This is a genomic window from Paraburkholderia sp. 40 (assembly GCF_050434105.1).
Lineage (GTDB): Bacteria > Pseudomonadota > Gammaproteobacteria > Burkholderiales > Burkholderiaceae > Paraburkholderia > Paraburkholderia tuberum.
Genome location: NZ_JBNPVY010000002.1, coordinates 836,338 through 852,579, shown reverse-complemented (window position 1 = coordinate 852,579; position 16,242 = coordinate 836,338). Strand labels below are relative to the sequence as shown.

The window sequence follows — 16,242 nt, the reverse complement described above, 5'->3', positions numbered from 1 at the left end:
AGGTTGACGAAGCATTCCTCGTCGTGGAGCCGACGCATTGCTTTCGCCTCCATGCCGACTTCCTTCGAAAGTGATTACACGGTGGCCGAATTCGTGCGCGTTGTGCGTTTCAAGTTAAACGTTTTCTTTGATCTGTCGAGACCAGAATCCATGCGAAAAATTGCTAGGAATACCAGGTATCAGATGCGCGTTCCGATCCGTCGTGGCCACCAATTCGCCCGCTCGCCGCCCATCGGATAAGATACGGCCCGCCATGCATTTTTTAGAACGGAAGGAGTGGTTTCAATGATCGAACCGAGCAACGTTTTCAAGGAAAATCTCGCCAGAATGCCGGCGATCGACGGCATCGCACGCATCGATCTGGTCAACGGTAGCGGTACCGTGGTCGCTAGCATCGAGAACAAACCTGGCAAGCAGGGCTCGCTCGCGGTGTACAACTACCTGCGCGGCGCGTTCGGCACGCTCGACGCGAAGGCGGCCGAACACGGCCTCGCGCTGTTTGCCGAGCATACGGCCGACGCGCGCAACCGTCCGGGCGCGCATCCGAACGTCGATCACCTGCTGGCGTTAGGATTGCCGCTGGCGGCGAGGCATTGCGCATCGATGTTGTTCCGGCAGCTTGAGGCCGCTCAGAGTCTTTTCCGCGCCGGCAAGGTAGACGTTTTCCTGCCGCTGCCGCGAATCCCAACGCCCCGGCGACGGGATTTGCGGCCCACCTGCGCTAATTGCTCCGTAAAAGCCCACGTTTTTTTCCCCGAAGCCCCCGGATTGGCTTCAGATTCGGCTTCTGTTCGGTGAATTGAAACGCGGGGCGGCGGCGCACACTGGGTTCGTCCCGTCGCGAATATCGCGCTTTTCCGTCAGGAGCCCCGGATGTCTTCCCGTCACAACAACCCCCCCCGGTTCGACGCCGACCTGCCGGAACTCACCACCTCGGAACGGGATCAGCCGACGCCGGGGCCGGACGAGCCCGCGATGCGCGAATTGCAACGCGGTTCCGAAGCCATCGTGCGTCTCGCCACGCAGGCACACGCGGCCGTCGCCCGAAGTGACGAAGCCGGCGCGCAAGCCGCGCGCCAATCGCTCGAAACGCAGCTGACGTTCACGACCGCCCTGATCGATGAGCTGCTGTTCGGTGCGCCCGAGCGGTCCACGCTGCATTGACAGCCGACGCGGCAGCATCACCGTACTATCCCGAAGTACCGGAAACTGACATGAGTGCTTTGACCGTCATTCTTTGCATCTGGGCCATGGTCGCGTTTTGCGCGGTCCTGTTCATCCGCGGCGCGAGTCCGCGCGTCGAACGTGAGGCGGAGCAGCCGCGTGCTCGTCCGTCGCGCTATTCGATCGCAGAGTAACGCGCACGACCAACGACGCGGAACCAACGGGGTAACATGAGGAGCGCCGGCGCCACTGCCGGCCGGCACCGACGATGTTCCCCACGGAGGTTCCCGTATGGACACACATTCGATTCTCGGCATGCTGCATGCCGAAGAGGCTTTGCTGGTCTCCATCGTGCGGTCGCTGCCCGACGATATCAAGCGCAGGATCGCCAACGACTTTCACGAGCAGGCGCAACTCGCCGAAAGCTCGCATCTGAATCCCACCACGAACCGCGAAACGAGCGACGCGTTCAAGGCCCATGTCCGACGGCTGTCGAACATGCTTGCTTCGTTGTCGTAACCCGGTCGACGTCCGCGCGGCCGAGTCGAATATTTCGGCTTGTTGTCTCGTCGGCGCAGCGCGATTGCGCCGTCATGCCCGTCGTGCCTCAGCGGCCAAAGTTCGAGCGCGCGCCCTCGCCGCATTGCAGGCTCATTTGGGGGCAGCTTAAGGCTGACTTAAGAAAGCAACCATAGGCTGCCCCGAGCCTCATGCAGCGTCTTACGCAGTGCCTGGAGACGCTGATTCAACGAAACCACCTCGCCATGCGTGCCTTTCGCGCATGCGATGGTCGACAGTCGTTCCTGACCATGCCTCTATCTGTAGCTCGTCTTCTGTCGGGGCGCGCCAGCAAAATCATTGTCGTATGCGCAATGAGCTCGGCGTGCGCCGCCTATCTCGTCACTCATGAACGCGCCGCGCGCAACGCCGACCCCGACGTCTCGCTCCTGAGCAAGGACTCGACGCAGGCCGTTGCCCGCGTGCCGATACCGGCGTCGGCACCCGCACCGGTCGTGCCCGCTGCGCAAGCTCCCGCGTACACCGTGAGGGAAGCGCCGGTCGAGCGTACATTCGCGGCCGCCGCGCAGAGCATCGGCGTCGATGCGGGCACCACAGCCATTCTGTCGCGCGCGTTTCACGACGAGCTCGATCTGTCGCGAGATCTGCAACCTGGCGACCGCGTGAGCGCCGTATTCGACACCGGTAGCGACAACAGCAAAGACGCATCGCGCGAACCGCTCGCGGTGCGCATCATGCGAGGCTCGACCGCGCATGACGTGTTCCTTCAGAAAAATCTTCACGGCCAACCGGTCTACTACTCGAAAGACGGCGTCAGCCTAGGACCTGCGTTCGAGCGCTATCCACTCGACTTCACGCGCGTTTCGTCAGCTTTCTCGTTGCGCCGCTTCGATCCGGTGCTGCATCGTTGGCAAAGTCATGACGGTGTCGACCTTGCCGCGCCGGCCGGCACGCCCGTGCGTGCCACCGCGCGCGGCGTAATCCGCTTTATCGGCCGTCAGACCGGTTATGGCAACGTGATCGTCATTCAGAACCCCGCACCGTTTTCTACGACGTTCGCGCATCTGTCGCACTTCGCGAAAGGACTGCGCTCCGGCAGCCGCGTCATGCGCGATCAGGTGATCGGCTATGTCGGCAAGACCGGTTGGGCAACCGGACCGCATCTGCATTTCGAGGTCCACGTGAACGATGTGCCGCAGGATCCGCTCAAGGTCGACCTGCCGCAGAAGAGGTCGCTTGCCGCCGATGAATTACGGCAGTTCGAGTCGCGTGTCGCGCAATTGACCGCGCTGCTGTAAGCCGCTTGCCGTCTCAACTTTGCGACACGCCGGTCCGCATGATTCAGGCGCGCTTTCATCGCATGACGTGTCGGCATGTTGACTGGTAAGGGTCGCAAACCTTGGTCCGTCAATGCGCGTTCGGGTATTCCCGCGCGCGTCGAACGACGTGTACGAGCCAGCACGGAGGCGTCGGGGCATCCCCGCGGCGTCTCATTTCCGATGCATCGCGTGCGATCAGGCCCGCTTCGAAGTGCCCCGGCAGGCATTTCTCCATACGTAGCAAGCCTTCATTCCAGCATGGCATAGCCATTGCAATGACGAATGCACAAGAACTACACATGTTGCAGCCGGGATTTCACGCAGTGAACAAATGCCGACGGCAGCAAAAGTCTTCGCGATTCGCGCTCGGGGAGCCTGGCGCAACTTGCGAGATGCGGCGGGGCCAATACCAAACGGATGTCGACAAACAACGACGACGCGAGCGGACGATACGGCTGCATCTAACGTCCGCTCGCGATCGTGACGGCGTGAAGCGATGACCCCGCCATTTTTTTTCCGTGCTTGCGGGTGAAGCCGAATTCGCGGCGGGCCCCCGCTAAAGGACGCTTGCGTGCGGGCCGGCGGGCTGCGAAGATCATGCTAACGACCGCCGCATCAGGGAATTCCATGTTAGCGTCGAGCCCGTTTCCCGCATTGCTGCACCACGCGAGCCTGTGGCTGCAAGCCTATGCGCTCGTGCTGGTCATGATGGGCGTCGGTGCGTTGCTCGAGCGTCGCTGGCCAGCCGCATTGCTGCAATCGCGCGCGGGGCAGCGTCTGAACATGGCGTATGCGGGCCTGTATCTGGCGTTGGCGGAAGCTACGAAGCCGCTGACGGCGGCCGCGAGCGTCGCGATCGTCAATGCACTCGGCGGCGGGATGGTGGTGCTGGTGTCGCGCGGGTGGGGCGCGCTCGCTTCGTTCGTGATCGTGCTGCTGACGATCGATTTCCTCGAATACGCGTTTCATCGCTTGCAGCACACATGGCCCATCCTGTGGAAGCTGCATTCGCTGCACCATAGCGCGGTGGATTTCAACGTGACGATCACGTTGCGGCATCATTGGATAGAAGTGCTGCTCAAGGGCTGCCTGCTTTATCCGCTCGTCGGCGTACTGTTCAAGGTCGAGCCGTGGATCGTCGGTGCGACCTCGATCGTGTTCATGTTCGGCAACTATTTCGCGCATCTGAATCTGCGCGTGGACCTTGGCCGCTACGTCACGTGGGTCAACAATCCGCAGTATCACCGGCTTCATCACTCGATTCGCGCCGAGCATTTCAATCACAACTTCACGCAGCTATTGCCGATGTGGGATCACGTGTTCGGCACGCGTTGGGTGCCCGCGAAACACGAGTGGCCCGCCACCGGTCTCGACGTTGGTACGCAGCCGAGCTCGCTGCTCGGCGCGTTCAGCTGGCCATTGGGTCAGCATGCGGCACGCGATGCGTTACCCGTTCGCAAGCCGCTTGCCGTGCTCGACAAGAAAGCGAAATAACGCTGGCTACGCGGGTTGCGCGGCGCGCACCGCCTTGCCGCCCAGCAGCGACACGATCAGCGTGGCCATCACGAGCACGCCCAGCGCCGCGCGCAGGCCGAGCACGCCGGCACCGAAACCAATCAGCGGCGGCCCGACCAGAAAGCCCGCATAGCCGAACGTGGCCGCCATCGACACGCCGATCGCCGGCGTCGCGCTCGAGCGACCCGCCGCGCTGAAAATCACCGGAACGATATTCGCGAGACCGATGCCGACCATCGCGAAGCCGACGCACGCGGTCAGCACCGTCGGCAAGCTCAGCACGAGCGCGAGTCCGGCGAGCGCGATCAGACCGCCGAGCGCGACGACCTTGCTCGAACCGAAGCGCCGCACCGATGCATCGCCGGCGATCCGGCAGGCCGCCATCGAAAACGCGAACGCGGAGTAGCCGATCGCGGCGACGCTCGCTTCCTGGTTCAACGTGGAGCGCAGGTACACCGCGCTCCAGTCGGCCACCGCGCCTTCGACGAGCATGCACATGAACGCGAGCAGCGCCAGTTTCATCACGCTGCTGTCGGGCCATGCGAAGCCGCTTGACGCGGCGGCCGCGCGCGGACCGATATCGCGCAACGCAAACGACGCGGCGAAAATGATCAGGGCCGCGATGAACAGATCGGGCGCGAACAGCCCGCCCACGACGCCGACGCCGCTTTTCTGCAACATCGCGCCGCTCGCCGCGCCAAGCAGGCCGCCCGCGCTCCACGCGGCATGAAACGACGACATGATCGGCGCGCGCCAGCGTGTTTCGATCGCGCTCGCATGTCCGTTCATCGACACGTCGAGCGCGCCGTTCGACGCGCCAAGCGCAAACAGCACCACACACAACGTCAGCATGCCCGGCGCGAGCGCGGGCAACGGCAGCGCGATCGCGAATGCCGCGCCGAGCAGCGCGGTCGCGCGGCCGCTGCCGAGGCGCGGCGCGAGCTGTCCCGCGAGCGGCATCGCAACGATGGCGCCGAGCGCGAAGCAGAACAGCGCGATGCCGAGCGAGGTGTCGCTGAGCGCCAGGCTTTCCTTGATGCGCGGCACCTCGACCGCCCATGCACCGATGCCGAAACCGTTGGCGAGAAAGACGGCGAGCGTCGCGATGCGTTCCCTGACGAGTGAGTTCATGGGCGTGCCGCCATCACGTTATCGCAGACGGCCTGGAGGCTCGCGACACGCGCGTCCGGCACGTCCGCTTCGACGAACAGATAATCGACGGCCGAAACAGGCGCTACCGCGAACGGCGCCGCTGTCATGAGCTTTTCCGAGGTCAGTGCGATGGCGATCTGGCTACTCGCTTTGACCATCGCGCGTTTCAGTTCGGCGTCCTCTGCGTCGAATACGGCGACGCCTTCGTCGGGGTCGAAGGCGCAGGCGCCGAGAAAACAGAGGTCCGCGCGGATCTGCTGGATCTGCAGCAGCGCGGTCGCGCCGAGCGAGCCCGCCGCGCCGCCGGCGATGCGGCCGCCGATCAGGATCACGTCGATACCCGGGCGGTTCAGCAGTCGCGCGCAGGCCTCGGGCGAATTCGTGACGACGGTCAGGCCGGCGTTGTCGGGCAGCGCCGACGCGATCGCGACGTTCGTCGTGCCCGCGTCGAGCAGCACGATCTGCTTCGGACGAACGATCGATACGGCCGCCGCGGCAAGGCGTGCCTTGCGATCGACGGCCTCATGCATGCGCAGCGCCGCGGGTTTGTCGGCGGGCGACATCAGTAGCGCACCGCCGTACACGCGCTTGCAGTGCCCCTGATCCGCGAGATCGCGCAGATGACGGCGCACGGTGTGCTCGGAGATCTGTAGCTCGGCGGCCAGTTCGGTCGCGAGCACGCGACCATGCGTGCGCAATCGCTCCAGAATCAGTGCTTCGCGCTGCTCGGGCAGTAGCCCGTTGATTGCATCTTCCCGGGTGCGCTGCATGGGTCTCGCCTCCGTTTCGGTGTGAATCGATCATAAGCGAGCAAAATATATCGTAAATGCTCGTGAGGCACAAGCGGTGCGCCCCGGCTCATCTTGATCTCACGCCACGCCGTGCGGTTCGGGTCTTGAGTCACGGCCGAAAACCAGCCGGTCGAGCAGCCACACCGCGACGAGCGTTGCGCCCATCAGCGGGAAAACGACGCCAAGAAGCGCTAGGCCGGTTTTCCAGCCACGCATCGGCGGCGCGGCGCGCTCGCGCGACGGCGCGCCGAGCGAGCGTTGCGGCCGACGTTTCCACCACATCACGAAGCCGGTCACAGCGAGCGCGCCAAGGCCGAGCGAAACGGCCGCGCACAGTATCTGATTCGCGACGCCGAAGTAGCGACCCATATGCAGCGAGGTGCCGTACGACACGGCCTTCGCGATCGCGCCGTAATCGCCGTAGCGAATGTCCTTCAGGATCGCGCCGCTGTATTGGTCGACGTACAGCGTGCGTTCGTCTTTGGGATTCGCGGGGAACCAGGAAAGCGTGTAGACGCCGGCTGCGGAGTTCGGCAGCACGATGCTGTAGCCGTCCGCGATACCGAGCGACGCGGCGAGCGCGACGATATGGCCGAGCGACAGAGGCTGCGCCGCGTCGGTGACCGCGGAAGAGGGCACGCTCGCGTTGCCCGCGGCCCACGGCGTCAGCGGCAACGGCAGGTCGTCCATGACCATGCCGGGCATCGAGTCCATGTCGGCGTGCGTGGCATGCGCGACCGTGGCGTTCGCGTGGTCCGGGTGGTCCGAGTGCGTTCCCGGCACGATGGAGCGCAACGGCAGACCGCCCCACGCGCCCGGCGGAGCGCCAAGCTTCGTCGCGGTCGCGAACGCCTTGAACTGCTTGCCCCACGAGCCGGTCCACGGCAGCCCCGTCAACACGAACGCAAGTGCGCCAAGCGCGAGCCAGATGCCGATCACCGCGTGAAGACTTTTCCATAGCGGACGTCCTTTCAGCGCCAGGCGCGGCAGCAGCACAGCGCGCGTGGTCGTTTTGCCGCGCGGCCACCATAGTGCGACGCCGGTGCCGATCATCACGAGCGTCCAGCATGCGGCCAGTTCCATCAGCAGTTCGCCGGGCTTGCCGAGCAGCAGCTTGCGATGAAGCATGCGATCCACCTGCATCAAGCGATGCTCGACGCTCAGCGTGCCCAGCACATCGCCGCTATACGGATTCAGATAGACGCTCTGCTGCGTGCCGTCCGCGAGACGAAATACGAATTCCGCGCTGCGTTGCGGATCGCGCGTGATCACGGCGGTCGTCGCGATCGAGCCGGGCGGCATCGCCGCGCGCGCTTTCGCGAGCAGCGCGTTGTCGGCCAGCCTCGGGACGGCTTGCGGTGCGACGACCAGTTGCTGTCGATAAAGCAGCGGCTCGATCTGCGGCTGAAAGCAATACAGCGTGCCGGTGATGGCGAGCACGAGTAGAAAAGGCATCACGAAGAGGCCCGCATAAAAATGCCAGCGCCACAGTGTTTTATAGCCTGGATGTGCGGGGCCGCTCGTTGCGGCAGCGGTTTGAGTCGTGGACATGAAATCCTCGTCGGGCAAATGGGGCGATGGTTCGTGTGCGACAAGCGGTTTGCCGCGTCTTGCGTCAGGCTTAGATATGCAGCTTCGCTTCGACATAAAACGTGCGGCCCGGATACGGGTGGTAGACGAAGTAGCGCGCGTCGAACAGGTTGTCGACGCCGATGCCGAGTTCGCTGAGCTTCGTCGGCTTGAACGTGAACTTCGCGTCGGCGACCGTGTAGGTGCTGGCGCCGCCGAACACGTTGGGGTTCGTGTCGGTATTCGTCAGCGTGTTGTACTGACGACCCGAGTAACGCGCGGCGAGCGTCAGCGCCGCGCGCGCGTCGAAGTGATACGTCGCGGCAAGATTCGCGCGCCACAGCGGAATGCGGTAGAAGTACTTGCCGACCGAGGCCGGATTCCGTGCGTTCTCGAGGATCTTCGACTGCGTGTACGCGACGCTCGCGAGCAGATCGAGCCCGCGCACGAACACGTCCTCGCCCGAATAGCTTGCTTCGACGCCGCGCGAGCGAACCTTGCCGATGTTCTGGAAGTTCGTCACGTTCGGAATCACGGTGGTGTCGGTCTGACTGAAGATCGTGTTCTTCACGTCGTCCTGAAACAGCGAGAAGCGGAACACGCCATTCCAATGCGCCCATTCGGCGCTCAGCTCTTTCGACAGATCGTCTTCGGGCTGCAAATATGGATTGTTGTTGACGATCGCGGAGCCATTGATTTGCCCCTGGAACAGTTCGCTCGCGGTCGGAAAGCGATACGCGCGAGCGATCGACGCGCGCAAAGTCAGCTCGTCGCTGACATCGAACGATAACGACGCCTTCGGCGAAAGGTGGCGCTGGCTGGCATCGCTGTACGCGATCGTCGTGCCGGGCAGCGACTGTGCGCCATCGTAGGCTTGCCAGTCTTCATAGCGCGCGCCATAGACGAGCTTCCAGCGCGGCAGAAAGCGCCACGCGTCCTGCGCATAAAGAGCTTGCGTCTGCGTCTTGCCGGTGAACGCGTTGGCGAACGAGGTCGCGTCGCCGTCGCGCCAGTCCTGCGTGTTGTAGGTCTGGTTGTCGACGAAGTAGTTGTCGTAGTGGTAGCCGACGCTCAGTGCGTGATTGGCCAGTCCTGGCTGGTTCGTCGCGGGCGTATAGGTGCCGCGCAGGTCCAGCGTCTTCCAGCCGGTGCCGTCGTTGAACAGCACGGTGCCGGGGCCATTGCCCGGGCCGCCGGCATTCGCGGTGCGTGCGACGCCATTGCCGATGTCGTAATACGAGGCGATCGCCTCGCCGTTCCAGCCGGTCGCGTTGCGCGTTTTCAGCGACACGCCGTAGAGCCAGTTCTCGCTGTGCCCGACACCCGGCGCGAACGCGGCCACCGGAATCGTGTAGTGGTAACCGTTGATCGATACGTTGCCGCTGTACACAGGGTTGCCGGCCGCGTCGCGCAGGAACGTCGATGTTTCGCTGTTGTACGTCTGGTGCCAGTAGCCGAGCGTGAAGCCGCCCTGCAGCGTCGGCGTGAAGTCGTACTGCATCTTCAGCTTGAACTGGTCCTGCACCGTGTGCTCGATGCCTTCGCCGTTCACACCGAGCACGGCCGTCGGCGCATTGGTCTGGTTGTTGTAGAAATAGGCGCCGGTGACGGGCGTGTCGCCGGCCTTGGCGGGCGTGGTCGATTGCGCGAGCGTTGCGAATTGCAGCGGCTGACTCGTGTTCTCGAGATGATTGACGCCGAGCAGGTACGAGAACTTGCCGATCCGATCGCCGATCGACGCGCTCGCTTCACTGCCGTTGAAGCTCTGGTTCACGCCGAACAGGCTGAAGTGCTGCGTGAATGCCTTCACGTCGGCGTTGGCCTCGAACTGCTTTGGCATGCGCGTGCTGATCAGCACGGTCGCGCCGAGCGAATTGCCCGGATACAGCGCGGAAAACGGCCCGTAGATTACGTCGACCTGCTGGATTTCGTCGGGATACACCATCGACCAGCGCGGCGGAAACGAATAGCTATTGCCAAGCAGGTTGCTCAGCAGCAAACCGTCCGCATAGACGAGGCCGCGCGCGCTCTGCGTATTGCTGGTGCCGCGCACCGCGATGATCGAATTCAGATCGCCGGTAAAGCGCTTGCGTACCGCCAGGTTCGGCATGTACTTGAGCACGTCCTCGGTGTTGACGACGTTCCAGTTCGCGAACTGATCGCGCGTCACGGTTTCGACGGAGGCGGGCAGGTTTGGGTCGACGGCGCGCGGTGCGGCGCTCGTGCTTGCGCTCGCATTGACGCTGACGGCAGGCAGCGTCGCGTCGGTGATTGCGTCGGCGGCCTGCGCGGGTGTTGCGACGAAAGCCGGCACGAAAGCCGGCACGAAGGCAGGCATGAGCGCGGGCCAAAGAACGGAACGACGAACCGCGCGATGAGCGGAAAAGACAGCGTCACGACGGACGCAAAAAGACAGCCTTCGCAGCGCGAAGTTGAACATGAGCGTTTCCTCGATGCATTGAACAGGCGATCGCAGGCCTCGTCGATGTGAGCGACGAATGCGCGATCAGAACCGGTAGCGATCAGGAAACGGCAGGTGGGGCGCGCGGACGTCCCGACGGGAAGGCGCCAAGCGGGGTGAAGCGGGTGGACAGCGTGGGCGGCGCGGTGCCGGACAGCGGCAGCGCGGCCGGCGGCTCGACGGCGGCGAGCGTCGGCATCGCGACGTGATGTTCGAGCAGATGACAGTAGCCGCAGGCGCCGAATGCATCGTCGTGGCTCAGATGCACGGGCGCGGGGCTGGTTTGAGCGACGACGCTCGCATCGCTCACGTTGCTTGCACCAGCCGGATGAAGCGCCGAACATAGCGCGGCAATCGGCTCGTGGGCGCGGCCCGATTCGAGCAACTGACTCATGAGCGGCGCGAACACGACGAGCCACATGGCGACGAGGCCAAGCCATGCGGTCAGGTGGTTGCGCGAGTGTCGAGTCATGATCGTCGAAGAAAAGACGGGCGCGATTCTAGCATCACCGCGCGATCCTTTCATTCGCAATGACGGGCATAACGGCGGATTAGACGGTGAAAAAGCGCTTATTTCGGGGCGCTGAGGCCGAGGCGAATCACTTATGCTGTGAAATCGCGCGAGGTGCGCGTATCGAATCAACAGCGCAACGGCGGCGCACCCGCTGCACGGCCCCGCCGCTGAACCATCGCCACGACACATGACACTCACGCAGACGCCTGCTTCTTCGATCGCCGACATCAACCAGCGAGCCGTGGCGCTATGTTCGGCCGGGCAGTTCGCCGACGCGTTGCCCCTCGTCGCGCCGCTGCTCGAAGATTCCGCCTTGCCGAACGATCAGCGGGCCGATGCGTTCAATATCGCCGGTGCGTGTTCGTTCGCGCTGGGTCAGTGGGCGGACGCGGAGAATCGTTGGCGCCAGTGCCTGTATCTGAAGCCCGATTACGCGGACGTCTACGCGAGTCTCGGCTCGCTATTCCGATCGCTCGGCCGCCTGTCGGCCGCGAAGTCGACGTATCGGCAACTGGTGTCGCTGCGCCCGCTCGACGCGAACGCGCATTATCAACTCGGCAACGTGCTTTACGGGCTCGGCTACCGCGCCGAAGCGGAGGCGGCATATCGGCAGGCGGTGACGCTTCAGCCCGACCACGCCGAAGCGCATTACAACCACGGCATCGTGCTGCGCGACCTGCGACGCCCGCAGGAAGCAGAAGTGGCTTATCGTCATGCGCTGCGCGGCTTGCGTGCCCATGCCGAATTGCACAACAACCTCGGCAGCGTGCTGATGGAGCTTGGGCGTCTCGCGGAAGCGGACGCCGCGTATCGCGAAGCGCTGACGCTGAAGCCGCAATATCCGGAGGCGCTCAATAATTTCGCCGGTGTGCTGAAGGCGACGCGGCGTCTCGCGGAAGCGGAGCTGGCTTGCCGGCTCGCGATCGCTATCCGGCCCGACTACGCGGAAGCACATCTCAATCTTGGCGCGGTGCTCGTCGACCTCGATCGGGTCAGCGAGGCCGAGGCGGCGTACCGCGAAGCGCTCGCGCATCGGGCGGACTACGCGGAGGCGCATTACAACCTCGGCGTGGCGCTGTTCAGGCAGGAACGTTATGAGGAAGCCGAGCAGGCTTACCGAGACGCGATTCGCTGCCAGCCAGGGCTTGCTCATGCGCACAACAATCTGGGTTGCGTGCTGCGCGTGCTCGAGCGTTTTTCGGAAGCGCTCGACGCGTTCCGGCAAGCGCTCGCGGTGTCGGCACAACTCGCCGAGGCGCACTCGAACATTGCCAACGCGCTGACGCAACTCGGGCGCTTTGCCGAGGCTGAAGGCGCGTATCGACAGGCGATTGCATTGAAACCCGACTATGGCGAGGCGCGTTTCAGCCTCGCCGTGTTGCTGCTCGGCTTCGGCCGCTTCGACGAGGGCTGGCCCCTCTATGAATGCCGCTATGAGCAGCCCCATTTCATTCATCGAAAGTCGCGGGCGATGCTCAGTTGTCCGCAATGGCTCGGCGAGCCGCTCGGGGGCAGGTCCGTGCTGCTGTGGCAGGAAGACGGCCTCGGCGACATGCTGCAATTCAGCCGCTACGTTCCGCTGCTGAAAGCGCTGGGGGCCGCGCATATCGCATTTGCATGTGCGCCGGCGTTGCATCGGCTGATCGGCGAGGTGGATGGCGTCGATGCGGTGCTCGACCACCATGGAGCGCTCGCGCGCGTTGCGACCTACGATTGCTGGACCAGTCTGCTGAGCGTGCCGTTGTATCTGCGCACGACGCTGGATACGATTCCGCGTCCCGCGCGACTGAGCGCGGATCCCGCGCTCATCGAACAATGGCGCCCCGCGCTCGACGCACTGCCGCCCGGCCACCGGGTCGGTCTGGTCTGGAAGGGCAACGCGAAGCATCATAACGACGCGAATCGCTCGATGCCGTCGCTCGCCACGCTCGCGCCGCTGTGGAGCGTGCCAGGCCTGAGCTTCGTGAGCTTGCAGAAGGGGCAGGGCGAGGACGAAGCGCGCAATGCGCCGGTCACGCGGCCGCTGCTCGATCTCGGCGCGCGCGTGACGGACTTCGCGGACAGCGCGGCGATCGTCGCGCAACTCGATCTGGTGATCTGCGTCGACACATCGATCGCGCATCTGGCGGCGTCGCTCGGCAAGCCGTGCTGGGTCATGCTGCCCGAAAGAGACGTCGATTGGCGCTGGATGCACGAGCGCGACGATTCGCCGTGGTATCCGCACACGCTGCGTCTGTTCCGGCGCGCGCCGGGCGAGGAGTGGGCGAGCTCGGTCGAGCGCGTGCGTCGAGCGATTCGGCGGCGCGCTATGACGCCTCTGTGAGCTGCATGTGATACAGGCCCCACGGCGACAATTCGAAGCGGTCCTTCAGTGGCTTGGCCGCGAGTTCGGGAATCTGATCGGCGTCGTAGATCGTCCATAACGGCCCCACGCCGCCGAGCGCCAGCGGCTTGCCGTCCATTTGTGTCGCGACGATGAAGTGAAACTCGCGCACCTTGTCGAGCGTCGTCAACACCGCGTAGCCATCGACCGCGTGCATGACGATTTGCGTGCTGCCCGCGTCGGGCGCGCCGACGTTTGCGAGCACGTCGGTGAGCAGCGGGCCGCTAAACGTATGCATGTGCGCATCGTATTCGATCGTCGGATGGATCGTCACGGTCTTCATGCGGGCGAGCCACGGCAGATCGACGCCGTACGCTTGCGAAAACTTCACCTGATGCTTCGCCAGCAGTTGATCGAGAGCCGGATTGAGCGCGCCGCGATTGCTGTGCCTGATCGCGCCGGAGATCGTCAGGACGACTGGAGACGGCCCGCATTCGGCGTGCTCACGCTTCGCGCCGAATGCGGGCGCGACCGCCGCGCCCAGTGCCGCGGCGCTGGTCAGGAACTGGCGTTTGTTCATTGCGTTTTCTCCGGGTGTCGTCGAGGAGCCGCGTGGTGAGGTGCGCGCTCTCCTATTGTCGGAGAATTGTCGCCGCAGGTGATACAGCGATGCTTCATTAACGCGTCATTCGCTATGCTATTTCCGCATGCGGTTCGTGCCGGAGCTGGCACGGTTCCTTGCGCGGCGGTCCAATGCGGTGCGCGTCTTCGCAGGTTTATGACGAAGTCCTTTTCCCATACCAATGGACGCACGAAGCAGGCGCAACACAAGAAGCCTCGCGTACATCGGGGAAATCACACTCGACATCAACTCTGTGTCTCCCCTAATCAATGGAAGCGCTCAGTTCGCGCCGATACTGACGGTGCGCGTCACATCGACGACCGACAGCCGGATCGCGTCGATCAATGCGCGCGCCGCCGGTGACGGCGTGCCCGCCGCGCGCATCGTCAGGCCGATCTCGCGTCGCGTGTTGTGCAGCGGCACATCGAGCACGACCAGTTGCCCGGACTGAATCTCGTGATGCAGCTGCTGCGCCGACAAGGCCGCCGCCATGTCGGTACCGAGCAGCAGGCCGCGAATCACCGCGAGGTCGGCGGTCTCGACGGTCGGCAGAGGAGGCTTCACCTTCATCCGCTTGAATTGCGTTTCGAACAGCGCACGCGCCGGCGCGTTGCTGCGCGGCAGAATCCACTGCGCGTCGCGCAGACCCATGATGGTCAGATCGTGCGCGTGAGTCAGCGGATGACCGCGGCGCACCAGCACCACCATGTCTTCCGACATCAGCCGCTCGTTTTTCAGGCCGCTCGTCGCGTCGTTGTCGCGCAGCGCGCCGAGAATGAAATCGATGTCGCCCGCGCGCAGACCGGCCACGAGCGTCTCGTATGCGCTTTCGTCGGTGACCACGCGCACGCCCGGATTCTCCGAGGTCATTCGCGCGATCGCCTTCGGCAGGATCAGCGTGCGCCCGAGCGGCAACGCGCCGACTGTCACCGAGCCCTGAATCTTGCCGTGCAATGCGGCGATATCGTCGGGGACGTGGCGCAGTTCGTTCAGCGCGCGACGTACGTGAAGCAGGAACGTCTCGCCCTCGGCCGTCAGCAGAATGCCGCGCGGGCTGCGGTGAAACAGACTCAGTCCCGAGCCGCTTTCGAGTACCCGGATCGCGGTACTCACCGCGGGCTGGCTGATGCCGAAGGTTTTTGCCGCGCTCGGCATATGCCGATGCCGCGCGAGCGCCGCGAATAGTTGCAACCGCCGCGTGTTGAGCAGGTACGCGGGCAATGCGCCTTCCGCGACGGGCCGGCGGCGCGTCTGTCGCGTGGTGCACCATCGGGCGAGTTCTTCGAGTTCAGCGAAGATCCGCTCGCAGCGATGCAGCACCGCGCGGCCGACCGGAGTGGGCAGCATGCCCGAAGGACCGCGATCGAACAGCGGTTCGCCGAGCGCCGACTCGAGCTCCTGCACGGAGCGCGTGACCGCCGACTGCGCGCGAAACAACGCGGCCGCCGCGCGCGTCGCGCTGCCCATATCGGCGACGAGCCGGAATGCGCGCAGTTGCGCGAGATTGAGCAGGTCCTTGCTGCTGACCGACAGCGGCGCTTTGGCGGTCGCCTGGCTGGTTGCGGCGGAAAGCGTGTCGTTGCTCATGCCGCGCCCGCGATCAGATGCAACGACGGCAGCGACAGATTCAGACTTTCCTTCGAGATATGCGTGTGCTCCTTCATCAAGGCATCGACGCGCGCGCCTTCGCCTTTTTTCAGCGCGTCGACGATCGCGTGATGCTGGCGATGCGCGTACATCAACATCATGAATTGACGCTCGCGCGCGGATTCGTCGAACGCGATCGTGAACGGCGACACGAACGGCACCTTGTCGTTCAGACTGAGCGCGGCCGTGACCGCCTGGTTCTGCGCCGCTTCTACGATCAGCGCGTGAAAGCGGCCGTTCATCTGCGCGTAGCGCACGTCGTCGCCTGGCTGCAGATGCTTTTGCTCGAAGATCGCGTCGCCTTCACGCAGGCAGTCGTCGAGCGCGGCGGCGAGCGCGGGGCTCACGCCGTTTTCGGCGACCGAGCGCGCGGCGAGTCCCTCGAGCACGCCGCGCACGTCGATCGCGTCGAGCACGTCGCGCACGCTGAAGCGGCGCACGACGTAACCGCGCGAGCCCGAACGATCGAGCAGGCCTTCCGACGACAGCACGCTCAACGCATAACGCAGCGGCGTGCGCGACACGCCGAGCCATTGCGCAAGCTGCGCTTCGACGAGCCGCTGCCCGGGCGACAGTTCGCCCGACAGAATCTTCTCGCGTAAGGTCTGCACAATCGCTTGCTGGGTGGTCTCGTTCATCGTTTCGT

General features: G+C 64.3%; 13 protein-coding genes and 2 pseudogenes. 7 read left to right on the top strand and 8 right to left on the bottom strand.

Annotation, left to right across the window (positions count from 1 at the left end; translation table 11 throughout):
- Positions 1-285 precede the first annotated feature (285 nt).
- The 6 genes and pseudogenes from OKW28_RS05120 to OKW28_RS05095 form a co-directional block, all read left to right on the top strand.
- Positions 286-623, top strand: a pseudogene (locus OKW28_RS05120) (DUF2322 family protein).
- A gap of 250 nt (positions 624-873) precedes the next feature.
- Positions 874-1,164 carry a hypothetical protein gene (locus OKW28_RS05115; protein ID WP_429444052.1) on the top strand — a complete coding sequence of 97 codons (291 nt, stop codon included), beginning with the start codon at positions 874-876 and terminating at the stop codon, positions 1,162-1,164.
- 50 nt (positions 1,165-1,214) lie between these two features.
- The gene (locus OKW28_RS05110) at positions 1,215-1,358 is read left to right on the top strand and encodes a hypothetical protein (protein WP_167368704.1); all 144 of its coding nucleotides are present in this window, start codon (positions 1,215-1,217) and stop codon (positions 1,356-1,358) included.
- 97 nt (positions 1,359-1,455) lie between these two features.
- Positions 1,456-1,683 (top strand): hypothetical protein, encoded by a 228-nt coding sequence (locus OKW28_RS05105; RefSeq protein ID WP_013092139.1) that lies wholly within the window; start codon positions 1,456-1,458, stop codon positions 1,681-1,683.
- Between the two features lie 353 nt (positions 1,684-2,036).
- Complete coding sequence (locus tag OKW28_RS05100; protein ID WP_429444051.1) at positions 2,037-2,981, top strand: peptidoglycan DD-metalloendopeptidase family protein; 945 nt, start codon at positions 2,037-2,039, stop codon at positions 2,979-2,981.
- A 618-nt stretch (positions 2,982-3,599) separates the two neighbouring features.
- Positions 3,600-4,319 (top strand): annotated as a pseudogene (locus OKW28_RS05095) (sterol desaturase family protein); the annotation flags it as partial.
- A 183-nt stretch (positions 4,320-4,502) separates the two neighbouring features.
- Here the strand turns inward: OKW28_RS05095 and OKW28_RS05090 are convergent.
- The 5 genes from OKW28_RS05090 to OKW28_RS05070 form a co-directional block, all read right to left on the bottom strand.
- Positions 4,503-5,648 carry an MFS transporter gene (locus OKW28_RS05090; protein ID WP_429444050.1) on the bottom strand — a complete coding sequence of 382 codons (1,146 nt, stop codon included), beginning with the start codon at positions 5,646-5,648 and terminating at the stop codon, positions 4,503-4,505.
- Positions 5,645-6,439, bottom strand: coding sequence for a DeoR/GlpR family DNA-binding transcription regulator (locus OKW28_RS05085; RefSeq protein WP_429444049.1), 795 nt, complete (start codon positions 6,437-6,439; stop codon positions 5,645-5,647). Before OKW28_RS05085 ends, OKW28_RS05090 begins: the two co-directional genes overlap by 4 nt.
- 99 nt (positions 6,440-6,538) lie before the next feature.
- Entirely contained in the window at positions 6,539-8,011 is a 1,473-nt protein-coding gene (locus tag OKW28_RS05080; RefSeq protein ID WP_429444048.1) for a PepSY-associated TM helix domain-containing protein, read from the bottom strand.
- Positions 8,012-8,081: 70 nt separating this feature from the next.
- Complete coding sequence (locus OKW28_RS05075) at positions 8,082-10,469, bottom strand: TonB-dependent receptor (RefSeq protein ID WP_429444047.1); 2,388 nt, start codon at positions 10,467-10,469, stop codon at positions 8,082-8,084.
- Between the two features lie 82 nt (positions 10,470-10,551).
- On the bottom strand, positions 10,552-10,962 hold the full coding sequence (locus OKW28_RS05070; RefSeq protein WP_429444046.1) for a DUF2946 domain-containing protein: 411 nt from the start codon (positions 10,960-10,962) through the stop codon (positions 10,552-10,554).
- 229 nt (positions 10,963-11,191) lie between these two features.
- Between OKW28_RS05070 and OKW28_RS05065 the strand changes: the two genes are divergently transcribed.
- Positions 11,192-13,327, top strand: a complete 2,136-nt coding sequence (locus OKW28_RS05065; RefSeq protein WP_429444045.1) for a tetratricopeptide repeat protein — start codon at positions 11,192-11,194, stop codon at positions 13,325-13,327.
- Here OKW28_RS05065 and OKW28_RS05060 read toward each other — a convergent pair.
- From OKW28_RS05060 to OKW28_RS05050, 3 genes are all read right to left on the bottom strand, one after another.
- Positions 13,311-13,907, bottom strand: coding sequence for a molybdopterin-dependent oxidoreductase (locus tag OKW28_RS05060; protein WP_429444044.1), 597 nt, complete (start codon positions 13,905-13,907; stop codon positions 13,311-13,313). The genes OKW28_RS05065 and OKW28_RS05060 overlap by 17 nt on opposite strands.
- Positions 13,908-14,228: 321 nt before the next feature.
- Complete coding sequence (locus OKW28_RS05055; protein ID WP_429444043.1) at positions 14,229-15,536, bottom strand: LysR family transcriptional regulator; 1,308 nt, start codon at positions 15,534-15,536, stop codon at positions 14,229-14,231.
- Positions 15,533-16,234 (bottom strand): GntR family transcriptional regulator, encoded by a 702-nt coding sequence (locus OKW28_RS05050; RefSeq protein ID WP_429291528.1) that lies wholly within the window; start codon positions 16,232-16,234, stop codon positions 15,533-15,535. The genes OKW28_RS05055 and OKW28_RS05050 overlap by 4 nt, the downstream gene beginning before the upstream one ends.
- Positions 16,235-16,242: the final 8 nt, after the last annotated feature.